The sequence below is a fragment of the Pseudomonas sp. YeP6b genome (genome assembly GCF_025642995.1).
In the GTDB taxonomy this organism is placed as follows: Bacteria; Pseudomonadota; Gammaproteobacteria; order Pseudomonadales; family Pseudomonadaceae; genus Aquipseudomonas.
In genome coordinates, this window is the sequence record NZ_CP080090.1 from 901770 (window position 1) to 925488 (window position 23719).

General features: G+C 60.0%; 19 protein-coding genes, 2 tRNA genes and 3 pseudogenes. 20 read left to right on the forward strand and 4 right to left on the reverse strand.

Annotated features, from left to right (window positions below; all coding sequences use genetic code 11):
- Positions 1–78 precede the first annotated feature (78 nt).
- From hflK to KZH41_RS30385, 7 genes and pseudogenes are all read left to right on the forward strand, one after another.
- Positions 79–1254, forward strand: a complete 1176-nt coding sequence (gene hflK, locus KZH41_RS03975; protein ID WP_094950968.1) for an FtsH protease activity modulator HflK — start codon at positions 79–81, stop codon at positions 1252–1254.
- Positions 1254–2120, forward strand: coding sequence for a protease modulator HflC (gene hflC / locus KZH41_RS03980; RefSeq protein WP_094950967.1), 867 nt, complete (start codon positions 1254–1256; stop codon positions 2118–2120). The genes hflK and hflC overlap by 1 nt, the downstream gene beginning before the upstream one ends.
- Before the next feature lie 293 nt (positions 2121–2413).
- Positions 2414–3601: an ATP phosphoribosyltransferase regulatory subunit gene (locus KZH41_RS03985; protein WP_094950966.1), complete on the forward strand. Its 1188-nt coding sequence runs from the start codon at positions 2414–2416 to the stop codon at positions 3599–3601.
- 54 nt (positions 3602–3655) lie between these two features.
- Positions 3656–4945: an adenylosuccinate synthase gene (locus KZH41_RS03990; RefSeq protein ID WP_242154105.1), complete on the forward strand. Its 1290-nt coding sequence runs from the start codon at positions 3656–3658 to the stop codon at positions 4943–4945.
- 1114 nt (positions 4946–6059) lie between these two features.
- Positions 6060–6113, forward strand: a pseudogene (locus KZH41_RS30375) (hypothetical protein); the annotation flags it as partial.
- 411 nt (positions 6114–6524) lie between these two features.
- A pseudogene (locus tag KZH41_RS30380) lies at positions 6525–6791 on the forward strand (methyl-accepting chemotaxis protein); the annotation flags it as partial.
- Positions 6792–6809: 18 nt separating this feature from the next.
- A complete protein-coding gene (locus tag KZH41_RS30385; protein WP_200189760.1) occupies positions 6810–7019 on the forward strand; it encodes a hypothetical protein in 210 nt (69 codons plus the stop codon).
- Positions 7020–7127: 108 nt separating this feature from the next.
- Here KZH41_RS30385 and KZH41_RS04000 read toward each other — a convergent pair whose 3' ends face one another.
- From KZH41_RS04000 to KZH41_RS04015, 4 genes are all read right to left on the reverse strand, one after another.
- Entirely contained in the window at positions 7128–8693 is a 1566-nt protein-coding gene (locus tag KZH41_RS04000) for an ABC transporter permease (protein ID WP_263274418.1), read from the reverse strand.
- Positions 8693–9718, reverse strand: coding sequence for an iron ABC transporter substrate-binding protein (locus KZH41_RS04005; protein WP_094950962.1), 1026 nt, complete (start codon positions 9716–9718; stop codon positions 8693–8695). Before KZH41_RS04005 ends, KZH41_RS04000 begins: the two co-directional genes overlap by 1 nt.
- A 158-nt stretch (positions 9719–9876) precedes the next feature.
- Positions 9877–9963: transfer RNA gene (locus KZH41_RS04010), tRNA-Leu, on the reverse strand.
- A 176-nt stretch (positions 9964–10139) separates the two neighbouring features.
- Positions 10140–10226, reverse strand: a tRNA-Leu gene (locus KZH41_RS04015).
- Positions 10227–10450: 224 nt separating this feature from the next.
- On the opposite strand from KZH41_RS04015, the gene rnr reads away from it, so the two are divergent.
- The 13 genes and pseudogenes from rnr (at position 10451) to KZH41_RS04075 (ending at position 23596) form a co-directional block, all read left to right on the forward strand.
- Positions 10451–13084, forward strand: a complete 2634-nt coding sequence (rnr, locus tag KZH41_RS04020) for a ribonuclease R (RefSeq protein WP_094950961.1) — start codon at positions 10451–10453, stop codon at positions 13082–13084.
- Positions 13081–13836 (forward strand): 23S rRNA (guanosine(2251)-2'-O)-methyltransferase RlmB, encoded by a 756-nt coding sequence (rlmB, locus tag KZH41_RS04025; protein WP_094950960.1) that lies wholly within the window; start codon positions 13081–13083, stop codon positions 13834–13836. Before rnr ends, rlmB begins: the two co-directional genes overlap by 4 nt.
- A gap of 311 nt (positions 13837–14147) precedes the next feature.
- Positions 14148–14570 (forward strand): 30S ribosomal protein S6, encoded by a 423-nt coding sequence (gene rpsF, locus KZH41_RS04030; RefSeq protein WP_003217491.1) that lies wholly within the window; start codon positions 14148–14150, stop codon positions 14568–14570.
- 28 nt (positions 14571–14598) lie between these two features.
- On the forward strand, positions 14599–14829 hold the full coding sequence (rpsR, locus tag KZH41_RS04035) for a 30S ribosomal protein S18 (RefSeq protein WP_003171373.1): 231 nt from the start codon (positions 14599–14601) through the stop codon (positions 14827–14829).
- A gap of 36 nt (positions 14830–14865) precedes the next feature.
- Positions 14866–15759, forward strand: a complete 894-nt coding sequence (locus tag KZH41_RS04040; protein ID WP_242154107.1) for a hypothetical protein — start codon at positions 14866–14868, stop codon at positions 15757–15759.
- A gap of 18 nt (positions 15760–15777) precedes the next feature.
- Positions 15778–16224, forward strand: a complete 447-nt coding sequence (rplI, locus tag KZH41_RS04045; protein WP_003171376.1) for a 50S ribosomal protein L9 — start codon at positions 15778–15780, stop codon at positions 16222–16224.
- Between the two features lie 110 nt (positions 16225–16334).
- A complete protein-coding gene (gene dnaB, locus KZH41_RS04050) occupies positions 16335–17729 on the forward strand; it encodes a replicative DNA helicase (RefSeq protein WP_064450415.1) in 1395 nt (464 codons plus the stop codon).
- A 99-nt stretch (positions 17730–17828) separates the two neighbouring features.
- Positions 17829–20132, forward strand: a complete 2304-nt coding sequence (locus tag KZH41_RS04055) for a YgiQ family radical SAM protein (protein ID WP_094950958.1) — start codon at positions 17829–17831, stop codon at positions 20130–20132.
- Positions 20133–20352: 220 nt separating this feature from the next.
- The gene (locus tag KZH41_RS04060) at positions 20353–21285 is read left to right on the forward strand and encodes an NAD synthetase (RefSeq protein WP_242154109.1); all 933 of its coding nucleotides are present in this window, start codon (positions 20353–20355) and stop codon (positions 21283–21285) included.
- The gene (locus KZH41_RS04065; RefSeq protein WP_263274419.1) at positions 21282–21731 is read left to right on the forward strand and encodes a hypothetical protein; all 450 of its coding nucleotides are present in this window, start codon (positions 21282–21284) and stop codon (positions 21729–21731) included. The genes KZH41_RS04060 and KZH41_RS04065 overlap by 4 nt, the downstream gene beginning before the upstream one ends.
- Before the next feature lie 86 nt (positions 21732–21817).
- Positions 21818–22015: pseudogene (locus tag KZH41_RS30390) on the forward strand (hypothetical protein); the annotation flags it as partial.
- Between the two features lie 220 nt (positions 22016–22235).
- On the forward strand, positions 22236–23153 hold the full coding sequence (locus tag KZH41_RS04070) for an NAD synthetase (RefSeq protein ID WP_263274420.1): 918 nt from the start codon (positions 22236–22238) through the stop codon (positions 23151–23153).
- The gene (locus KZH41_RS04075) at positions 23153–23596 is read left to right on the forward strand and encodes a hypothetical protein (protein WP_263274421.1); all 444 of its coding nucleotides are present in this window, start codon (positions 23153–23155) and stop codon (positions 23594–23596) included. Before KZH41_RS04070 ends, KZH41_RS04075 begins: the two co-directional genes overlap by 1 nt.
- Positions 23597–23719: the final 123 nt, after the last annotated feature.

Sequence of the window (23719 nt, forward strand, 5' to 3'; positions counted from 1 at the left end):
GTGCCGCGGCAGCAGGCATTCTGTAGCATTGGTCGGCGCGCCGTGGGTGCGTCTTTGCTTTATCAGATGGAGAGCGCTATGGCTTGGAATGAGCCGGGTGGCAACTCGAATAATCAGGATCCTTGGGGTGGTAAACGCCGCAATAATGGCGACCGCAAGGGGCCACCAGATCTCGACGAGGCCTTCCGAAAGCTGCAGGAAAGCCTGAATGGGTTGTTCGGTGGTGGGAAAAAACGTGGTGGTGACGACGGCGGTCGCACAAGCAAGGGCGGTGGCTATGGCCTGCTGGGCCTGGGTCTTGTCGTGCTCGCAGCCGTGTGGCTGTACAGCGCGGTTTACGTAGTCGACGAGCAGGAGCAAGCCGTAGTGCTGCGCTTCGGCAAGTACTACGAGACTGTCGGCCCGGGTCTGAACATCTACTTCCCCCCGATCGACAAAAAGTACATGGAGAACGTCACGCGTGAGCGTGCCTACACCAAGCAGGGCCAGATGCTGACCGAAGACGAGAATATCGTCGAAGTGCCGCTGACCGTGCAGTACAAGATCAGCAATCTTCAGGATTTCGTGCTGAACGTCGATCAACCTGAAATCAGTCTGCAGCAGGCGACTGAAAGTGCCCTGCGCCACGTGGTGGGTTCCACCGCCATGGACCAGGTGCTGACTGAAGGTCGTGAGTTGATGGCCAGCGAGATCAAGGAACGTCTGCAACGGTTCCTAGACACCTATCGCACCGGTATCACTGTTACTCAGGTCAACATACAGAGCGCAGCCGCACCGCGCGAAGTGCAGGAAGCCTTTGACGACGTGATCCGCGCCCGTGAAGACGAGCAGCGTTCGCGCAACCAGGCTGAAACCTACGCCAACGGTGTTGTGCCGGAAGCCCGTGGTCAGGCCCAGCGTATCCTTGAGGATGCCAACGGTTACCGCGATGAAGTGGTCTCCCGCGCCAAGGGTGAGGCGGATCGCTTCACCAAGCTGGTTGCCGAGTACCGCAAGGCTCCGGAAGTCACGCGTGAGCGTCTGTACCTGGACACCATGCAGGAAGTCTTCAGCAACACCAGCAAGGTTCTCGTGACCGGCAGCAAAGGTGGGCAGAACAACCTGCTGTACCTGCCGCTGGACAAGATGATCGAAGGTGGTCGTAGCAGCACCAGCGCACCGGCCTCCGGTTCAACGGCTGCGGCCAACGAAGCGAGCGCCCGTGCGGCCGCTGACTTGCTGCAACAGCAAACACGTACCAGGGAGAGTCGTTGATGAGCAATAAATCGCTGACCGCCCTGATTGTGGGCGTCGTCGTGGTCATCGCTGCCTGGAACTGCTTCTACATCGTGGCTCAGACCGAGCGCGCGGTGTTGCTGCAATTCGGTCGTGTGGTCCAGGCGGATGTCCAGCCGGGCCTGCATGTGAAAGTCCCCTACGTGAACCAGGTGCGCAAGTTCGACGGCCGCCTGATGACCCTGGATGCACCGACACAGCGCTTCCTGACCCTGGAAAAGAAAGCCGTGATGGTTGACGCCTACGCCAAGTGGCGCGTCAAGGATGCCGAGCGCTTCTACACCGCGACTTCCGGCCTCAAGCAGATTGCCGACGAGCGTTTGTCGCGCCGTCTGGAATCGGGCCTGCGTGACCAGTTTGGTAAACGCACCCTGCACGAGGTGGTATCCGGTGAGCGTGATGCGCTGATGGCTGACATCACGCGTTCGTTGAACACCATGGCTGAAAAAGAGCTGGGCATCGAAGTTGTCGATGTTCGGGTCAAGGCGATCGACCTGCCCAAGGAAGTGAACCGCAGCGTGTTCGAGCGTATGAGCACCGAGCGTGAGCGTGAAGCCCGTGAGCATCGCGCCAAGGGTAACGAGTTGGCTGAAGGTATCCGTGCGGATGCCGACCGTCAGCGCCGTGTACTGCTGGCAGAAGCCTATCGTGAGTCTGAAGAGGCCCGTGGTGATGGTGATGCTCAAGCGGCGTCGATCTACTCCAAGGCTTATGGCCAGGACCAGGAGTTCTACGCGTTCTACCGTAGCCTGCGTGCCTACCGTGAAAGCTTCGCGAACAAAACCGACGTCATGGTGCTGGACCCAAGCAGCGACTTCTTCCGCTACCTGGAAAAGTCCAAGTAACCAGCCGGTGATTCTGTAGGACCCACTCCGTCGGGCGGCTAAAATGCCTGGCGGGGTGATCCTTTCAGAAAACGGGTGTATGATGCGGCAGCCGGGAAATTCCCGGCTTTTTTGCGTCTGCATGTTTGATTCGGCAGGCGTGACAGGTTTTTCGAGGAAAGTGCCCGACGAGGCCGTTTGCAGGCCATTCGTCACGTCGTTCTTGCGCGTTGTTTATGCAGGGGCCGGGCATTTTCTGCTTCACTCAGGGCTCGGCCGAAGGCTGGTCGCCCGGATCATAGGGGAATGGCGTAATGGCAACGGTAGACCGCTGGCTGCTGCCAGATGGCATCGAAGAAGTACTGCCACCAGAAGCTGCGCGCATTGAAGTAGCGCGTCGTCAGGTGTTGGATCTGTTCCAGAGCTGGGGTTACGAGTTTGTCGTGACTCCCCATATCGAGTACCTGGAATCCCTGCTGACCGGCGCGGGCCAGGACCTGGATCTGCGCACCTTCAAGGTCATCGACCCGCAATCGGGCCGGCAAATGGGCTTTCGTGCTGACATCACGCCGCAAGTGGCGCGCATCGATGCGCACACCTTGCGCCGCGAAGGCCCGAGCCGCCTGTGCTACGCCGGCAGCGTGCTGCATGCGCAACCGCGAGCCTTGTCGTCGTCCCGTAGCCCGATTCAGCTGGGCGCCGAGTTGTACGGCGATGCCAGCCCGAGCAGCGACGTTGAAGTGATCAGCTTGATGCTGGCCATGCTGCAACTGGCTGACGTGCCGGATGTGCACATGGACCTGGGTCACGTCGGTATCTACCGTGGCCTGGCGCGAGCGGCCGGTTTGTCCGGTGAAGTGGAGCAGCAGTTATTTGATGCCCTGCAACGTAAGGCTATCGATGAAGTGATCGCCCTCACCGAAGGTGTGCCGGCAGACCTCGCCGAAATGCTGCGCGCACTGGTCAACCTGTGCGGCGGCCCTGAAGTGTTGGTGGCTGCACGTGAGCGCCTGGCGAATGCGCCGGCGCCTGTATTGGCGGCGTTGGATGACGTGCTGGCGATTGCCGAACGTTTGTCGGCACGGTTCCCGCAGCTGCCGCTGTATTTTGACCTGGGTGAGTTGCGCGGCTACCACTACCACACCGGTGTGGTGTTCGCCGTATTTGTACCGGGTGTTGGCCAAGCCATTGCCCAAGGCGGTCGTTATGACGATATCGGCGCTGACTTCGGTCGCGCGCGTCCGGCGACTGGCTTTTCCACCGATTTGAAAACCCTGGTGACCCTGGGGCGTGCTGAGGTCGAGCTGCCGTCTGGTGGCGTCTGGATGCCCGACAGTACGGACGCAGCACTCTGGCAGCAGGTTTGCCAGTTGCGCAGTGAGGGTCAGCGTGTCGTCCAGGCTCTGCCTGGGCAGCCATTGGCCGCCGCCCGTGAAGCGGACTGCGACCGGCAATTGATTCTGCAGAACGGGCTTTGGCAAGTTTCGCCACTGGCTTCTTGAGTTTTCCTGCCGGCCATCGCCGGCACCAAGTTTGCGCGAATGAGGACAAGTGTTATGGGTAAGAATGTCGTAGTCCTGGGCACCCAATGGGGTGATGAGGGCAAAGGCAAGATCGTTGATCTGCTGACCGAACATGCTGCCGCCGTAGTGCGCTACCAAGGTGGCCACAACGCTGGCCACACCCTGGTCATCGATGGCGAAAAAACCGTCTTGCACCTGATCCCGTCGGGCGTGCTGCGCGAAGGCGTGCAGTGCCTGATCGGCAACGGCGTGGTGGTTGCACCTGACGCTCTGCTGCGTGAGATCACCAAACTGGAAGAAAAAGGCGTACCGGTGCGCAAGCGCCTGCGTATCAGCCCGTCCTGCCCGCTGATCCTGTCCTTCCACGTTGCGCTGGACCAGGCCCGTGAAAAGGCCCGTGGCGAGCTGAAGATCGGTACTACCGGTCGCGGCATCGGCCCGGCGTACGAAGACAAGGTTGCACGTCGTGGCCTGCGTGTGGGCGACCTGCTCAACATGCCGCGCTTTGAAGACAAGCTGCGTGAGCTGGTGGATTACCACAACTTCATGCTCGTTGGTTACTACAAAGAGCCAGCCATCGAGTTTGAAAAGACCCTGGCTGAGTGCAAAGAATACGCTGAGCTGCTCAAGCCGCTGATGCTGGACGTGACGGCCGAGCTGCACGACCTGCGTCGCGCCGGCAAAGACATCATGTTTGAAGGCGCCCAAGGTTCGTTGCTGGACATCGACCACGGTACCTACCCGTACGTGACCAGCTCCAACACCACCGCTGGCGGCGTAGCCACCGGTTCTGGTGTTGGCCCGATGTTCCTGGACTACATCCTGGGCATCACCAAGGCTTACACCACGCGCGTAGGTTCGGGCCCGTTCCCGACTGAGCTGTTCGACGAAGTCGGCGCACACCTGGCCAAGCAAGGTCACGAGTTCGGCGCTACCACCGGCCGTGCACGTCGTTGCGGCTGGTTCGATGCCGTTATCTTGCGTCGCGCTATCGATGTGAACAGCATCTCGGGCATCTGCCTGACCAAGCTGGACGTACTCGACGGTCTGGAAACCATCAACATCTGCGTCGGCTACAAAGATGCAGACGGTAAGGACGTTGCTCCGACCGACGCTGACAGCTACGTGGGCCTGCAGCCTGTGTACGAAGAAGTGCCGGGCTGGACCGAATCGACCGTGGGCGCCAAAACCCTGGAAGAACTGCCGGCCAACGCCCGTGCTTACATCAAGCGCGTTGAAGAGCTGATCGGCGCGCCAATCGACATTATTTCGACGGGCCCGGACCGCAACGAGACCATCGTTCTGCGTCACCCGTTCGCTTAATAAGCTGTTGATGTAAAAAGCAAAGGGCTCCTTCGGGAGCCCTTTGTCGTATCTGTCTGGCAAACGGCACGACCCTTGCTATGGTTCTTTCTTTCGCGGTGCTATCAAATTAATGGCACCCGTGGTGGAGGGATTCCCAGTGTCTGCCGTTCTCTCATTGTTACAAAGCCGGCTGTTGCGGCCGGTGTTCGTTACCCTAGGTATCGCTCTTTTGGTGCAAGTGCTGGTGGCTGTCGCTCTGACGAGGAGCACGGTCACTGCATTGGAAGCTGATTTGGGCAATCGCCTGGGTATCGACAGCCAGAAACTCTCCGGTGAACTGGCGCAAGCCGGCAAGGAAGTCACATCGAGTCTGGACAGCCTGTCTTCCAGTACCCGTCAGCGTCTGACCGCAGGGCTTTCCACGCGTCTGCAGGAGGAGCAGAAGCAACTGCGTGCGACCCTGGAAAAAGACCTGCAAGACTCGGCCAACGACATGGCGCAACTGCTGGCCTCGGTGGCGCCGCGCGCCATGTGGGACAGCGACGTGCCGACGCTGTCGGAGTTTGCCCGGCGTGCCCAGCGCAATCCCAACGTGTTGTTCGTGGTCTACGACGATGCGGCCGGGGAGCATGTGACCCGTTATCTGAACCGTGACAACCCGATCAACCAGGCATTGCTGGCCAAAGGTCAGGGCGACCGGGCCCTGGACAAAGTCTTGGATGCGGCGAAAAATGATCCTTCCGTGTTCTACGTCGAAGCGTCCATCAGCCCCAACGGCGTAGAGATTGGCAAGGTCCGCATAGGTGTCTCAACCACGGCGGTAGAGGCGGACCTGGCTGCGCTGGACAAACGTTTTGCCGCGCTGATCGCCAGCAGTGATCAACTGGTAGGCGACAGCCTCAAGGGCGCTGCCGCAGACAGCGCCGCCGCCATGGGCGCGCGCCTGCAATCGGCGCAAGCCACCGCCACCCAGATGACCGCCAACACCACCAGTGCCGTACAAGATGCCGCAGGCACTTTGCGCTGGCGCATCGGCATGGGGCTCGCAGTGGTGGGGTTCGGCGTATTGCTGCTGATCGCTATCGTGCTGGGGCGGCGTGTGGTCAATCGCCTGAAGTTGCTGATCGCAGCCATGGATGACTTGGCGGCGGGCGAGGGCGACCTCACCAAGCGCGTGCAGATCAGCAGCAAGGATGAAATCGGCGACATGGCTTCGGCGGTCAATCGCTTTGTGGATAAGTTGCAGCCGATCGTGCGTGAGGCGGGGGATGTGGCTCAGCGTACCGGTGTGGAAATCGGCGCCATGACCTTGCGCAATGCCGGTGCCGACAAGGCGGCCGGTTTGCAGCGTGATGAAGTGGCCGAGAGCTTGCGCGCGCTGTCGCAAATGGCAGACGAGGCCCAGGCTGAAAGTCATGCGATGCAAGCGGCGTTGCAACAGGTGGTGGAAATCCGCCGGGCGACGGATGAAAACTCGCGCACTTCAGCAGAGGTCGGCAGCTTGATCGAAGCGTTAGCGGGGCAGGTGCAGGCGGGTTCTCAGGTTATTGAGCGCCTGGCTCAGCAAAGCGAACAAATTGAAGTGGTGCTGACGGTGATTCACGGCATTGCCGAGCAGACCAACTTGCTGGCACTTAACGCAGCGATTGAAGCCGCGCGTGCCGGTGAGACCGGGCGTGGCTTCGCGGTAGTGGCCGACGAGGTGCGTGCCCTGGCCAGCAAAACCCAGAGTTCCACGGGTGATATCCAGGCGCATATCGTGGCGTTGCAGCAGGGCGCACGTGAGGCGGTGGAAACCATCGGCAAGGCGGGTCGTCAGGCGAGCGAAGGCTTGCTGGTGCTGCGCGACAGCGTGCGCCTGTAGCAGACGGTGCAGGCTTCGGTGGAGCAGGTACATGCAGCGATTGGCTTGGCGACGCGTGCGGCTGAGCATCAGGCCCAGGGCGCGCATGCGGTGCGTGGGCGGGTCGAGGTGATTCATGCCCAGGCCGAGCGTGCTGCGCAGGCGGTGGTGGAAACCACGGCCAGTGGCAAGGTGCTGGATGGGTTGGCGGCGCAGTTGAAGGCGAGCCTGGGGCAGTTTCGGGCTTAGCGTCGCCTGTTCCGGCGCAATCGCAGGCAGGCCTGCTCCCACATTCAGCTGCATTCCAACGTTGGAACTCTGCCAACTGTGGGAGCTGGCTTGCCTGCGATTGCGGTCTCAGCGGCTCAGATACATCCGAGTCGTAAGCAGATACACCGGCAACCCCGACACCAGAATCAACAGCGCCGCGTAAGGCGCTGCCGCTGCAAACTCCACATTCGAGGTATGCGCCCAAACGGCGGTTGCCAGGGTATTCAGCCCGGTCGGGCTGAGCAGCAACGTCGCCGTCAACTCCTTCATCGCATCCAGAAACACCAAGGCGAACGCCGCGCCCAGTGCCGGGAAGATAATCGGTAAGGTCACCCGGCAAAATGCGCTGAACGACGATGCGCCCAACGTGCGCGCGGCCTCTTCCAGCTGCGGCGCCGCCTTGTTCAAGGCCGTACGAATCGGCGCCTGGGCCAGCGGCAGGAACAACAGCGCATAAGCGATCAGCAGCAGTGCCGACGTCTGATACAGCGCTGGCACATAATGCAGGGCGAAATACACCAGCGTCAGTGCGATCACCAGGCCGGGCAGGGCATGCAACAGGTACGGCAGGCGCTCGGCCCAGATCGCCAGTTGGCCTTTGTAGCGCGCCACCAGCAACCCAACCGGCACTGCCAGCACCAAGCACAGCGCCGCGCCACCTAAGGACAGTGCCAGCGAAGACAACAGTGCCTCACCAATTTCGGCCACGGGAAATGCCGCCGACGAACCCACCGCCAGCCAGTACCCGAGCATCCCCAAAGGAATGCCGCTGCCAATGATCGCCAGCGCCAGGCAATAGAGTTGACCGAGCGGCGCCCATTTGCCCAATTGAACCTGTTCAGCGTGCCGTGCCGCGCCCTGGCCGATGCGCACATGCCGGCCCTTGCCGCGTACGCGCAGCTCCAGCCACAGCAGCGTCAGGCACATCACCAGCAACACCGCCGAGAGCATCGCGGCATTGGCATTGCTGAATTCCAGTTCGAACTGTTGGTAGATCGCGGTGGTAAAGGTCTGCAGGCCGATGATCGACAGCGCACCGAACTCCACCAGCATATGCAAGGCAATCAGCAGTGCCCCGGCCAGTAGCGAAGGCCACAGCATGGGCAGTGTGATGCGAAAAAATACGCCCCAGCGATTCAGCCCCAAGGTGCGGGCCGATTCTTCCAGGGACGGGTCGAGGTTGCGCAGGGTCGCCGCCACCGGCAGAAACACCAGCGGGTATTTGGACAGGGTCATCACCAGGATCGCACCGCCCAGCCCTTCGAAGTTGGCGCTCAGCGACACCCAGGTAAAGCTGCTGACAAACGCCGGCACCGCAAACGGCAGGCACAGGATCACGCCCCAGATACGCCGACCCGGCAGGTTGCTGCGTTCCAGCAGCCAGGCCAGGGACAGGCCGATCACGCCGCAGGCCACTGTCACGCCAATCATCAGCGCCAGGGTGTTGCGCAGCAGCCCGAATACATACGGCCGCCATAGCAGATGCACCGCTTGCGCCCAGCCCGCCTGCCAGGCTTTGGTCCCGACATACACCAACGGCAGCAGACTCAGGCCAACCAGGAATAGGACGGGGATCAGCAGCCAGATTGACGGGCGTTTGCGTCGCGGGCTGAAACCCCCGCGCAAGGCGGGGGCGGGGAGCGATGGGTTCATCAGTTCAAGCCAACGTCACGTTCCAGGTCCAGGGCTTCTTCGGCGTTGCCGAGGTCCGCAGGGGTGACTTTCGGCGGTTGCAGCTCGCTGAAAGGCTTGAGGCCACGGTTCGATTCCATGCCCTTGCGCAGCGGGTATTCGGCCGAGGTGTTGGTGATCACACGCTGGCCTTCTTCGCTGGTCATGAAGGCGAGTAATTGCTGGGCCTCTTTCGGGTGCTTGCTGGATTTCAGCGCGGCAGCCGAAGACACGGTGATCAGGCCGCCGGCATCGCCATTGGTGAAGTAATGCAGCTGCGAATCCAGGTTGGTTTTTTCTTTCTTGAGCGCAAACCAGTAGTAGTTGTTCACTAGCACGGTGGCCACTTCGCCGTTTTCCACGGCCTTAAGGGCGACCATGTTGTTGCTGTAGACCTTGCCGAAGGCGCGCAGGCCAGTCAGCCACTCTTCAGCGGCTTCGCGACCGTGCAGCTTGATGATTGCCACGGCTTGTTCCTGGAACGCGCCGCTGGTGGGTACGAAGCCGACTTTGCCTTGCCACTCGGGGCCGGCGAAATCCAGTACCGATTTGGGCAGGTCTTTTTCGGCGATCAGTTTGGGGTTGAACGCTACAACGCGCGTGCGTGCGGTGACGCCCATCCAGTCGCCGTTGCTGCCGACATAATCCTTGGGCAATACGTCGAGGGTGCTGGCATCGATCTTGGCCAGCAGGCCTTGTTCACCGAGCTTGTTTAGCGGCGGCGATTCTTCGGTGTAGATCACGTCGGCGGGGGAGCGGTCGCCTTCTTCGACGACTTGGCTGGCCAGCTGGTTGCTGCTGCCTTTGCGCACGTTGACGTGAATGCCGGTCTTGGCTTCGAAGGCCTTGGCGAGTTCATCGCCGACTTCTTTGTGTTGGCCGTTGTACAGGGTCAGTGACACCTTGTCGGCGGAATAGGCGGCGGGCGAGAGCAGGGTCAGGCTGAGCAGAGTGAGGGTCAGGCCACGCAGAAGGGATGTCTTGAGACGGGTATTGCTAATCATCATCCGAAGTTTTCCTCGTTTAAATGCAACAAATCGTTGCCGATTTATACGGGCAGGATAAACGATAAAACTTCTCAAGTGCGCACGGGAGGGGAAATCGCCGAGGATGTTTTCAAACCCCGGAAACGAAAAAACCCGCTTTCGCGGGTTTGATCTGAATTTGGTGCCCAGGAGAAGACTCGAACTTCCACGACCTTGCGATCACCAGCACCTGAAGCTGGCGTGTCTACCAATTTCACCACCTGGGCATTATCAACAACGCTTGCGCCGTTGATGGAGCGAACTATACGGAGGGCTTTTTGATCTGTAAACCCCTGATTCAAAAATATAAATCAGGATTCTTGTTAAAAATCAAAGGCCTGAAACGCAAAAACCCGCTTTCGCGGGTTTTTGGAGACTCGAGGCATAACCTTGAGTTTGAAATTGGTGCCCAGGAGAAGACTCGAACTTCCACGACCTTGCGATCACCAGCACCTGAAGCTGGCGTGTCTACCAATTTCACCACCTGGGCAGCATCAACAACGTTGCCGTCGTCGATGGCGCGCACTATACGGAGGCGATTTTGAGCTGTAAAGCCCTGGTATGAAAAAATCCTGGAAAATTTCGCCAATGGTCGTGCAAGGTGTGTTCCGGGGGCGACAAAAGCCTTTTAAACGCTTGTTGATGCCTGAAATTTCCCGTTTCAATACGCGTATGCCAAACTAACCCGCATATAGACAAGGTGAAAACTCTCTAATGGCCGATTGGCAGTCCCTCGATCCCGAGGCCGCTCGTGAAGCGGAAAAATATGAAAACCCTATTCCTAGCCGCGAACTGATTCTGGCGCACCTCGCCGATCGTGGTTCGCCTGCTAGCCGCGAGCAGTTGGTTGAGGAATTCGGTCTGACCACCGAAGACCAGCTCGAAGCCCTGCGCCGCCGTTTGCGTGCCATGGAGCGCGATGCTCAACTGATCTACACCCGCCGTGGCACTTACGCGCCCGTGGATAAGCTCGACCTGATCCTTGGCCGCATCGCCGGCCATCGTGATGGCTTCGGCTTCCTGATCCCGGATGACGGCAGCGACGATCTGTTCATGAGCCCGGCACAAATGCGCCTGGTGTTCGATGGCGACCGTGCCCTGGCGCGCGTTTCCGGCCTGGACCGTCGTGGTCGCCGTGAAGGCGTGATCGTCGAAGTGGTGTCGCGTGCCCACGAGTCCATCGTCGGCCGCTACTTCGAAGAAGGCGGTATCGGCTTTGTTGTGCCAGATAACCCGAAGGTCCAGCAGGAAGTGCTGATTACCCCGGGCCGCAACGGCGCCGCCAAGGTCGGCCAGTTCGTGGAGGTGAAAATCACCCACTGGCCAACCGCGCGCTTCCAGCCGCAAGGCGATATCGTTGAGGTGGTCGGCAACTACATGGCGCCGGGCATGGAAATCGACGTTGCGCTGCGCACCTACGATATCCCTCACGTCTGGCCTGAGGCTGTGCTCAAAGAAGCCGCCAAGCTCAAGCCGGAAGTGGAAGATAAAGACAAAGAAAAACGCATCGACTTGCGCCATCTGCCGTTCGTCACCATTGACGGCGAAGATGCCCGCGACTTCGACGATGCGGTTTACTGCGAAGCCAAGCCTGGCAAACTGCGCCTGTTCTCCGGCGGCTGGAAGTTGTTCGTCGCGATTGCCGATGTGTCCAGCTATGTGAAGATCGGTTCGGCCTTGGATAACGAAGCCCAGGTGCGCGGTAACTCCGTGTACTTCCCTGAGCGCGTGATCCCGATGCTGCCTGAGCAGCTGTCCAACGGCCTGTGCTCCCTGAACCCGAAAGTCGACCGTTTGGCCATGGTGTGCGAGATGACTATCTCGAAAACCGGCGAAATGACCGACTACCAGTTCTACGAAGCGGTGATCCACTCCCAGGCGCGCCTGACCTACAACAAGGTCAGCACCATCCTGGAACAGCCGAAAACCAGCGAAGCCAAAGCCCTGCGCGGTGAGTACGGCCATGTCGTGCCGCACCTCAAGCAGCTGTATTCGCTGTACAAAGTATTGCTGGGCGCTCGTCATGTACGTGGCGCGATCGACTTTGAAACCCAGGAAACCCGAATTGTCTTCGGCTCCGAGCGCAAGATCGCGGCGATCACCCCGACCACGCGTAACGATGCTCACAAGCTGATCGAGGAATGCATGCTGGCGGCCAACGTGGCCACTGCCGAGTTCCTGAAAAAGCACGAGATTCCTGCCCTGTACCGGGTGCACGACGGCCCGCCGCCGGAGCGTCTGGAGAAGTTGCGCGCGTTTCTCGGCGAGCTCGGTCTGTCCCTGCACAAAGGCAAGGACGGCCCGACGCCGAAGGACTACCAGGCACTGCTCGCGAGCATCAAGGACCGTCCGGATTACCACGTGATCCAGACCGTGATGCTGCGTTCTTTGAGCCAGGCGGTGTACAGCGCCGACAACCAAGGCCACTTCGGCTTGAATTACGAGGCGTACACCCACTTCACTTCGCCGATTCGCCGTTACCCGGACCTGCTCACGCACCGCGCAATCCGCAGCGTGATCCACTCCAAGCAGAACACCCCGCACGTCAAGCGCGCCGGTGCCATGACGATTCCGAAGGCACGGATCTATCCGTACGACGAAGCGGCCCTGGAACAGCTGGGCGAGCAGTGCTCCATGAGCGAGCGCCGTGCCGACGAAGCCACACGCGATGTGGTGAACTGGCTCAAGTGCGAGTTCATGAAAGACCGTGTGGGTGAGTCGTTCCCGGGCGTGATCACCGCCGTGACCGGTTTTGGTCTGTTCGTCGAGCTGACCGACATCTACGTCGAAGGCCTGGTGCACGTCACCGCCTTGCCGGGTGACTACTACCACTTCGACCCTGTGCATCACCGCCTGGCGGGCGAGCGCACCGGTCGCAGCTTCCGTTTGGGCGATACCGTGGAAGTGCAGGTCATGCGCGTCGACCTCGACGAGCGCAAGATCGACTTCGGCATGCCTGACAAGCCAGTCGAACCGTCTGGCCGCAAAAAACGTGGCAGCGAAACCGCCGCACCGGCCGCCAAAGGCAAAGGCGCTCCTGCCAAAGCAGCGGCTGCCGAGCCTGCGCCAGCCAAGGCCGGTCGTCGTTCGTCGGCCAAGGATAAAGCCCCTGAAGCCTACCGCCCAAGCGACGCTGCGGCGAAAAACGCCGAGCTGCGCAAGAGCCGCGAGTTGAAGCAGCAGTTGCTCAGCGAAGCCAAAAGCGGTGGTAAAGCGGCGTCAGGGGGAAAGTCCCAGGGGGCGGAAAAGCCGTCGAGCAAGCCGAGCAAACATCGTAAAGGCCCGCCAAAAGCGGGTTCGGCTCCCGCGAAAAGCGGCGGGTCGCGCAAACCTAAGGCCAAGTCATGAGTCTGGAAAAAATCTACGGCGTGCACGCCGTAGAAGCACTACTGCGTCACCACCCTAAGCGCGTCAAGCAAGTGTGGTTGGCCGAAGGTCGCAGCGAGCCGCGCGTACAAGCGCTGGTCGAGCTGGCGACCCAGAATAAAGTCGCCATCGGCCAAGCCGAGCGTCGTGAGATGGACGTGTGGGTAGAAGGCGTTCACCAGGGCGTGGTAGCGGACGTGAGCCCGAGCCAGGTCTGGGGCGAGGCGATGCTCGACGAGCTGCTCGATCGCACCGAAGGCGCGCCGCTGCTGCTGGTGCTGGACGGCGTGACCGACCCGCACAACCTCGGCGCTTGCCTGCGTTCGGCGGATGCTGCCGGTGCGCTGGCAGTGATCGTGCCTAAAGACAAGTCGGCCACCCTGACGCCGGTTGTGCGTAAAGTGGCCTGCGGCGCGGCGGAAGTGATTCCGCTGGTGGCGGTGACCAACCTGGCGCGCACTCTGGAGAAGCTCCAGCAGCGCGGCCTTTGGGTTGTGGGCACGGCGGGCGAGGCTGAGGTCAGCATTTATGACCAAGACCTCACCGGCCCGACCATCCTGATCATGGGCGCCGAAGGCAAAGGCATGCGTCGCCTGACCCGTGAGCATTGCGATTACCTGGTGAACCTGCCGATGGCCGGTAGCGTCAGCAGCCTCAATGTGTCGGTTGCGACGGGCGTGTGCCTGTTCGAAGCCCGGCGTCAGCGTGGTGTCAAGGCTAAAGCCAAGAAGTAAGCCTGTCAGTGATCGTTCCCACGCTCTGCGTGGGAATGCCTCTTGTGATGCTCCGCGTCATGCTTTTGATGCGCACGCGGAGCATCCAGGGCGGCGTTCCCACGCAGAGCGTGGAAACGATCGCCTGAGCGCGTGGTGATTGTTCAAATAATCACCAATCACCTTGCGCGGTTTCTCCCCCTTCTCTACAATTGCGCCCCTTGCCTTCCTGGCAGGCACCTATGTGCCTCCCTACGGCAAGATCCATAAGTGTCATTCACTCCTTGTCTGACCGTTTTTGAGCGGCAGGCTACAACCCGTAAGGAGCATTCATGCGTCATTACGAAATCATCTTTTTGGTCCACCCGGATCAAAGCGAGCAAGTCGGCGGCATGGTTGAGCGTTACACCAAGCTGATCGAAGAAGACGGCGGCAAAATCCACCGTCTGGAAGATTGGGGCCGTCGTCAACTGGCCTACGCAATCAACAATGTTCACAAGGCTCACTACGTGATGCTGAACGTTGAGTGCACTGGCAAGGCCCTGGCCGAGCTGGAAGACAACTTCCGCTACAACGATGCAGTGATCCGTAACCTGGTCATCCGTCGCGAAGAAGCCGTTACCGGCCAATCCGAGATGCTCAAGGCTGAAGAAAACCGCAGTGAGCGCCGTGAGCGTCGCGACCGTCCTGAGCACGAAGGCGCTGAAAGCGCTGATAGTGATGACAGCGACAACAGCGACAACGCTGACGAGTAATCCACGGACCTTTTAAGGAGCCTATCAAATGGCACGTTTCTTCCGTCGTCGTAAATTCTGCCGCTTCACCGCTGAAGAAGTGAAGGAGATCGATTACAAAGATCTCAACACTCTGAAAGCCTACGTATCCGAGACCGGCAAAATCGTTCCAAGCCGTATCACCGGTACTAAAGCACGTTATCAGCGTCAGCTGGCCACCGCTATCAAGCGCGCCCGCTTCCTGGCCCTGCTGGCCTACACCGACAGCCACGGCCGCTGAGACCGGGCAGTCGACAAGTAGTAAGGGATTGAATGCATGCGCGCCTTAGCTGAGTTCATCATGCGCGGTCGCGTGCAGGCCACTCTGGTAGTGGCTGGATGTGCGGCATTGCCGTTGCTTTATTGGTTGGGTGCTGCCGCGGGTTGCCTTGTGCTGCTGCGGCGCGGTTTGAAGGACGCCCTTGGCGTTCTTGCCCTGGGTTTGTTGCCGGCCTTGATCTGGTGGCTGCAAATGGGTGATCCACGGGTACTTCTGGTACTGCTGGGGTCATCGAGCCTTGCGTTGGTTTTACGCGCAAGTGAGTCCTGGGCCCGCACGCTGCTGGTCAGCGTGGCATTGGGGTTGGTGTACTCAGTGATGCTTGGCGCGGCTTTCCGCCCGCAAATCGAGGCGCTGTCGCAGGAAATCGTCAAGATCCTGCCGCTGGCCCTCGGGGATCTCTACCAGCAATTGTCGGTAGATGAGCGAGCGCGGTTTGCGTCACTGATTGCCCCGGTCCTGACCGGCCTGATTGCGGCATTGTTGCAGATCGTCAGCGTGCTGAGCCTGATTCTTGGGCGTTATTGGCAGGCGTTGTTGTACAACCCGGGTGGTTTTGGTCGCGAGTTTCGCAGTATCAGAATCCCCGCGGGGCCGGCGATGTTGCTGCTGGCGTGCATGGTTGTCGGGCCGAACTTCGGCCCACAGATGGCCGTGCTGGCGCCGATTTGCAGTGTACCGCTGGTGTTTGCCGGGCTGGCCCTGATTCATGGGCTGGTGGCGCGAAAGCGCCTGGCCAAGTTTTGGCTGGTGGGGTTGTACGTGACGCTGTTGCTGTTCATGCAGCTGATCTATCCGTTACTCGTGGTTTTGGCCATTGTCGACGGCCTGATTGATTTTCGCGGTCGTCTGGCGTCGAAAGACGCCGATAACGCGAACGGTGAAGGTTAAAAGTTAGAGGATTTTCACATGCAACTGATCCTTCTGGAAAAAGTCGCCAACCTGGGCAACCTGGGCGACAAAGTGAACGTTAAGGCCGGCTACGGTCGTAACTACCTGCTGCCATACGGCAAAGCCACCGCTGCAACCGCTGCCAACCTGGCTGCGTTTGAAGAGCGTCGTGCTGAGCTGGAAAAAGCAGCAGCAGACAAAAAAGCTTCGGCCGAAACTCGCGCTGCCCAACTGGCTGAGCTGGAAGTGACTATCACTGCCACCGCCGGTGACGAAGGCAAGCTGTTCGGTTCGATCGGCACCCACGACATCGCTGATGCACTGACCGCCTCCGGCGTTGAAGTGCAGAAGAGCGAAGTTCGTCTGCCGAACGGCACCATCCGCAACGTAGGCGAATTCGATGTAGCCGTGCACCTGCACGCCGAAGTTGAAGCCACCGTACGCGTTGTAGTGGTAGCAGCTTAAGCCGCACCTAACTGACTGGCACCTCGCGTGTCAGCCGGTTAACATCGGGCACGATCCTGTTTACAGGTCGTGCCTTTTGTTTTTCTACGATTCCCCAATTCCAAGTGGCCATGAACGATATTTCAGCTCCTGAGCAATATGATCTGCAAACCGCTGCCCTGAAGGTGCCGCCGCATTCCATCGAGGCCGAACAGGCCGTGCTCGGTGGCTTGATGCTGGACAACAACGCCTGGGAACGCGTGCTGGATCAAGTCTCGGACGGTGATTTCTATCGCCATGACCACCGCCTGATTTTCCGCGCCATCGCCAAGCTGGCCGACCAGAACTCGCCAATCGACGTGGTGACCCTGGCCGAGCAGTTGGACAAGGAAGGCCAGACCTCCCAAGTCGGCGGCCTGGGCTACCTGGGCGAACTGGCGAAAAACACGCCATCGGTCGCCAACATCAAGGCTTATGCGCAGATCGTTCGTGCGCGGGCCACGTTGCGCCAGTTGATCGGCATCGCCACCGAGATTGCCGACAGCGCGTTCAACCCGGAAGGCCGCACCGCTGAAGAGATTCTTGATGAGGCCGAGCGGCAGATCTTCCAGATCGCCGAGGCTCGGCCAAAAACCGGCGGCCCGGTCAGCGTCAACGACCTGCTGACCAAGGCGATCGACCGTATCGATACCCTGTTCAATACCGACAACGCCATCACCGGCCTGTCCACCGGCTACACCGACCTCGACGGCATGACCAGCGGCCTGCAGCCGTCTGACCTGATCATCGTCGCTGGCCGTCCATCCATGGGTAAAACCACCTTCGCGATGAACCTGGTGGAGAACGCCGTGTTGCGCAGCGACAAGGCCGTACTGGTTTACTCCTTGGAGATGCCAGGTGAATCGCTGATCATGCGTATGTTGTCGTCCCTGGGCCGCATCGACCAGACCAAGGTGCGTGCCGGTCGCCTGGAAGACGACGATTGGCCGCGGCTGACTTCGGCGGTCAACCTGCTCAACGACCGCAAGCTGTTTATCGACGACACTGCGGGCATCAGCCCCTCGGAAATGCGCGCGCGTACCCGACGCCTGGTGCGCGAGCACGGCGACATTGCCCTGATCATGATCGACTACCTGCAGTTGATGCAGATCCCGGGTTCCAGCGGTGACAGCCGAACCAACGAGATCTCCGAGATTTCCCGCTCGTTGAAGGCCCTGGCCAAGGAGTTCAACTGCCCGGTGGTTGCCCTGTCGCAGCTCAACCGATCCTTGGAGCAGCGCCCGAACAAGCGCCCGATCAACTCCGACTTGCGGGAATCCGGAGCGATCGAGCAGGATGCTGACGTGATCATGTTCGTATACCGGGACGAGGTGTATCACCCGGAGACCGAGCATAAAGGCATCGCTGAAATCATTATCGGTAAACAGCGTAACGGCCCGATCGGCACCACGCGCCTGGCCTTTATCGGCAAATACACCCGCTTCGAGAACCTCGCGCCGGGTAGCTATAACTTCGACGACGAGTAAAAAGTCGTCCCGCCAATTCCGATTGCAAAGGTCGGAATTGGTCAAGATTTGTGCTATATTCCGCGCCCGCGATTTTTCATCTCAACACCGGTCATCGTCATGCAAACAGCCAAGCCGTTATTTGACTATCCCAAGTACTGGGCCGAATGTTTCGGTCCTGCGCCATTCCTGCCAATGAGCAGGGAGGAGATGGATCAGCTTGGCTGGGATTCCTGCGACATCATCATCGTCACCGGTGATGCGTATGTGGATCACCCGTCTTTCGGCATGGCCATCATCGGCCGGCTGCTGGAGGCCCAGGGCTTTCGCGTCGGGATCATCGCCCAGCCGAACTGGCAGTCCAAAGACGACTTCATGAAGCTCGGCGAGCCGAACCTGTTCTTTGGCGTCGCGGCCGGCAACATGGACTCGATGATCAACCGCTACACCGCCGACAAGAAAATCCGTTCCGACGACGCCTACACCCCAGGCGGCATGGCCGGCAAACGCCCGGACCGCGCGAGCTTGGTGTACAGCCAGCGTTGCAAGGAAGCCTACAAGAACGTGCCGATCGTGCTCGGCGGCATCGAAGCCTCCCTGCGCCGTATCGCCCACTACGACTACTGGCAGGACCGTGTGCGTAACTCGATCCTGATCGACGCCACCGCCGATATCCTGCTGTACGGCAACGCCGAGCGGGCTATCGTCGAAGTCGCCCAGCGCCTGTCGTGGGGCCACAAGATCGAAGACATCACCGACGTGCGCGGCACCGCGTTCATTCGCCGTGACACGCCGGCGGGCTGGTACGAAGTGGACTCCACGCGTATCGACCGCCCGGGCAAGGTCGACAAGATCATCAACCCGTACGTGAATACCCAGGACACCCAGGCCTGCGCCATCGAGCAGGAAAAGGGCCCGGTGGATGATCCTGAGGAAGCCAAGGTCGTACAGATCCTGGCCAGCCCGCGCATGACCCGCGACAAGACCGTGATCCGCTTGCCATCGGTAGAAAAAGTCCGTGGCGACGCGGTGCTCTACGCTCACGCCAACCGCGTGTTGCACCTGGAAACCAACCCAGGCAACGCCCGCGCCCTGGTGCAGAAGCACGGTGAAGTGGACGTGTGGTTCAACCCGCCGCCCATTCCGATGACCACCGAAGAAATGGACTACGTGTTCGGCATGCCTTACGCACGTGTTCCGCACCCTGTGTACGGCAAGGAAAAAATCCCGGCCTACGACATGATCCGTTTCTCGGTGAACATCATGCGAGGCTGCTTCGGCGGCTGCACCTTCTGCTCGATCACCGAGCACGAAGGCCGGATCATCCAGAACCGTTCCGAAGAGTCGATCATTCGCGAGATCGAAGAGATCCGCGACAAAGTGCCAGGCTTCACCGGCGTGATCTCCGACCTCGGCGGCCCGACCGCGAACATGTACCGCATCGCCTGCAAGAGCCCGGAAATCGAATCCGCGTGCCGCAAGCCATCGTGCGTGTTCCCGGGCATCTGCCCGAACCTGAACACCGACCACTCGTCGTTGATCCAGCTGTACCGCAGCGCCCGTGCGTTGCCGGGTGTGAAGAAGATTCTGATTGCCTCCGGCCTGCGCTACGACCTCGCGGTCGAGTCGCCGGAATACGTCAAAGAGTTGGTGACCCACCACGTCGGTGGCTACCTCAAGATCGCCCCGGAACACACCGAGGAAGGTCCGCTCAACCAGATGATGAAGCCGGGCATCGGCAGCTATGACAAGTTCAAGCGCATGTTCGAGAAGTACACCAAGGAAGCGGGCAAAGAGCAGTACCTGATTCCTTACTTCATCGCCGCCCACCCGGGCACCACCGATGAAGACATGATGAACCTGGCCCTGTGGCTCAAGGGCAACGGCTTCCGTGCCGACCAAGTGCAGGCGTTCTACCCGTCGCCGATGGCCACCGCCACCGCGATGTACCACTCGGGCAAGAACCCGCTGCGCAAGGTCACCTACAAGAGCGACTCGGTGACCATCGTCAAGAGCGAAGAGCAGCGCCGTTTGCACAAGGCATTCCTGCGCTACCACGACCCGAAAGGCTGGCCGATGCTGCGTGAAGCATTGACCCGCATGGGCCGTGCCGACCTGATCGGGCCGGGCAAAGACCAGTTGATCCCGCTGCACCAGCCGGCCACCGACAGCTACCAGAGCGCCCGTCGCAAGAACTCGACGCCAGCCGGCAGCCACAAGGTCGCCAAGGAAACCACCACCAAGATCCTCACCCAGCACACCGGCCTGCCGCCACGTGGCAGCGACGGCAGCAACCCGTGGGACAAGCGCGAACAAGCCAAGGCTGCGGCCATGGTGCGCAACAAGCAGGCGGCCAAGGAGCGCGCCGACGCGGCTAAGGGCAAGGGCGGCAAGCCTGCGCGCAAGCCGGTCGTGCCGCGTTGATCGCAGCCTGAACATGCAAAACGCCAGCCTCGTGCTGGCGTTTTGCTTTCTAGCGGGTGGGTAGGCTGTTTGTTAAGGTGGCGCGCATTAGATTGCTATCGCAGGCAAGCCAGCTCCCACAGTGGACCGCCTTCCAACGTTGAGACCCGGTCAACTGTGGGAGCTGGCTTGCCTGCGATGGGGCCGGCCCGGCCACCGTCACTTTCAAGGAAGAACACTTATGAGCAACCCCCTGCTCAGCATCGGCATGGACTCCAACCGCTCGCAATTCATGGCGCGCCAGCGCATTGAAAGCCAGATCAACCTGCCACGGTTGTTTGCGGCCATCGACGCTGACCCCGGCATCGTCGGCGCTGGCGTGGTGTACATCGACGCTGACTTCAATGTCGTGACCCTGCGCGAATTCAAGCCCATCTGCAGCATCAAGCCCAAGCGCATCATTCTGCGTGAGGCGCAGAAGTACATTTCGCCTGCACAGTTTGTGGAGCAAGTGAAGACCGACCCTAGGGAAGGTCGCCTCAGGAAAGAGGCGTTTGATATGGGGTTGTCTTGTACCGCCGCTATTATCGGTTGGATTGTTGTGTTCAGTGGCAGCGTGGCCGTGCCCTTTACGGCGGGTGCAAGTGCGTTTGTGGTGGGCATTGGCGTGACGGCGGCATTGGCCAGTAGTGCGCAGTGCGGGTTCGGCGTGGCACGTACCTACAACGAGATCCTTGACCCTGATGCAAACGACCGCATGGATGACGCCGAATGGTATGGCGCTGTCTCACCCATCCTCGATGCAGCGTCTTTGGTGGGGATTGGAACCGGCGCCTTGACCACGGTAAAACTTTTGAAAGCCAACAAAGCCGCCGCGCTGGGCAAAAGCTGGTATGAACTGCTCAAGGGCCTGAGCCGTCAGGAACGCAAAAAATTGACCAAGGAACTGCTGAGCCTGCGGGATCCGAGCCTCACGTCCAAGCTGCTTAAGTTGCAGCAACGTGCCGGAAAACTGACCAAGAGCTACAGTTCCACCGAAATCCGGCATGCGACGTTGACTCAACTCAAAGACGCGCTAGGCGGACTATTGGGCATCTGGGGTAGCTACCGAAGCGGCAGTGTGGGCAGCGCCAGTACTATTGCAATCGGCTTGTATGAGGACCTGACGCAATGAACGGCTTCCCCGACATGGGCAGCTTCCTCGCCCGCTATTTTCCGGTGTTTATGGGCACGATCTTCATGGCGATCTTTTCCGGGGCGTCCGCTGTATCGCTCGCGGGCGTGACGTACTTGCGTGGCGTGGATCCGGCGCTCAAAGCCGACTACTCCGGCCTGGCGATTTTGGTGCTGGTGGCGGTGCTGGTGTTTGGCAACGTAATGATTGCGCGCGGACGCTCATGGGCCACGTGGCTGGTGGCAGGTTACCTGGGATGTTGCCTGCTGTTCGTACTGCCGATGATTCAGTACCCCCCTCATATGCTGGTCTATGGCTCAGCTGTGCTCTTCCCGTTATTGGGATTGCTCCTGCTCAACAGCAAACGCCACCGCGAAATGCGCCAAAAGCTGCTCGAAGTTCGCCACCTGCGCGAAGCCATGATCGCCAAGCACAAAGCCCGCTGACTGGGTAGATTCACCACCCAGCCTCACACGCACGCCACAAATAGGCGCAACCCTTGCACCATTGCACTGACGACGGCGCCGTTTAGAACTCGACGCCAGTTGGCAGCCACAAGGCCGCCAAGGAAACCACCACCAAGATCCTCACTCAGCACACCGGCCTACCACTGCGTAGCAGCGACGGCAGCAACCCGTGGGACAAGCGCGAACAAGCCAAGGCTGCGGCCCTGGCGCGCAACAAGCAGGCGGCCAACGGCAAGGACGGCAAGCCGGTCGTGCCGCGTTGATCGCAGCCTGAACATGCAAAACGCCAGCCTCGTGCTGGCGTTTTGCTTTCTAGCGGGTGGGTAGGCTGTTTGTTAAGGTGGCGCGCATTAGATTGCTATCGCAGGCAAGCCAGCTCCCACAGTGGACCGCCTTCCAACGTTGAAACCCGGTCAACTGTGGGAGCTGGCTTGCCTGCGATGGGGCCGGCCCGGCCACCGTCACTTTCAAGGAAGAACACTTATGAGCAACCCCCTGCTCAGCATCGGCATGGACTCCAACCGCTCCCAATTCATGGCGCGCCAGCGCATCGAAAGCCAGATCAACCTGCCACGGCTGTTTGCGGCCATCGATGCCGATCCTGCTATCGTCGGCGCTGGCGTGGTGTTCATCGACGCTGACTTCAATGTCGTGACCCTGCGCGAATTCAAGCCCATCTGCAGCATCAAGCCCAAACGCATCATTCTGCGTGAGGCGCAGAAGTACATTTCGCCTGCACAGTTTGCCGATCAGGTGACCAACAATCCGCGTGAGTCTCGACTCGTGGGGGAGGCCGTCAATACGACCTTGTCTTGTGCCGGTGCGATTCTGGGCTGGATTGTGGTGTTCAGCGGCACTGTCGCCGTACCGTTCACGGGGGGAGCGAGCTTGGTGGTGGCGGGCCTCGGCGCCACCGCTGCGGCGGCCAGTACCGCGCAGTGTGTGGTTGGAGGCATGAGAACGTTCAACGAACTCAACGACCCGACCGCCAACGACGATATGGACAACGAGGAATGGTATCGCTATGCAATGCCGGTATTGGACGCGGCTTCGCTGTTGGGCGCAGGCGCCTCTACCCTGACGACTGTTCGACTGTTGCAGGCTCGAAAAGCAACGACGGGTAGAAGCTGGTACGAGTTGTCTAAAGGCTTGACCCGGCAGCAACGTAAGGCGCTCACCAAAGAGTTGCTAAGCCTGAAAGACCCAAGCCTGAGCAATAAGCTGTTGAAGTTGCGCCAGCGCTCCCGTGAGTTGGTGAAGCGCTATTCGGCGACCGAGATCAATCATGCTACCGTTACGCAGATCAGGGATTCCCTCGGTGCCGCCATTGGTTTCACCGGGAGTGCCTTGTCCGGCAACATTCGAACCATTGCAGTAGGGTTATACGAGGAGCTTGAGTGATGGTGCGCCAAGTCTCGTTAAAATCTTTTTTGGCTGAGTACTTCCCTGCGTTTATTTGCGCATTTTTCCTTGCCTGTTTTTCCCTATCCGCTGCTATTTCATTGGCATCGAGTACCTTTTTTCGCGGTGAACCAGAGCGAGCGCGTTATTCCTTTGTGGCGGCGGTTGTCTTGGGGCTGCTCTTGGCATTCAGCCACTTCGTCATGATCAGGGGGAGAACCTGGGGCGTTTGGGCCATCGTCGCCTTCTACGTGGCGTGCTTTTTGATCGTATTACCAACCTATGGCTATCGGCCGCATATGGCCGCCTATGTCATAGGGTTGCTGTTTCCAATGCTTGGACTGTTGTTGCTGAACAGTAAACGCCATCGGGAAATGCGCCGTCAGCTACTGGAAATCCGCCACCTGCGCGAAGCCATGATCGCCAAGCACAAAGCCCGCTGACTGGGTAGATTCACCACCCAGCCTCGCACGCACGCCACAAATATGTGCAACCCTTGCACCACGGCCCCCACGTTGGCGCCGTTTTGGTGCTGTACTGCACCGGGTCTTACGATAAAGCGCAAT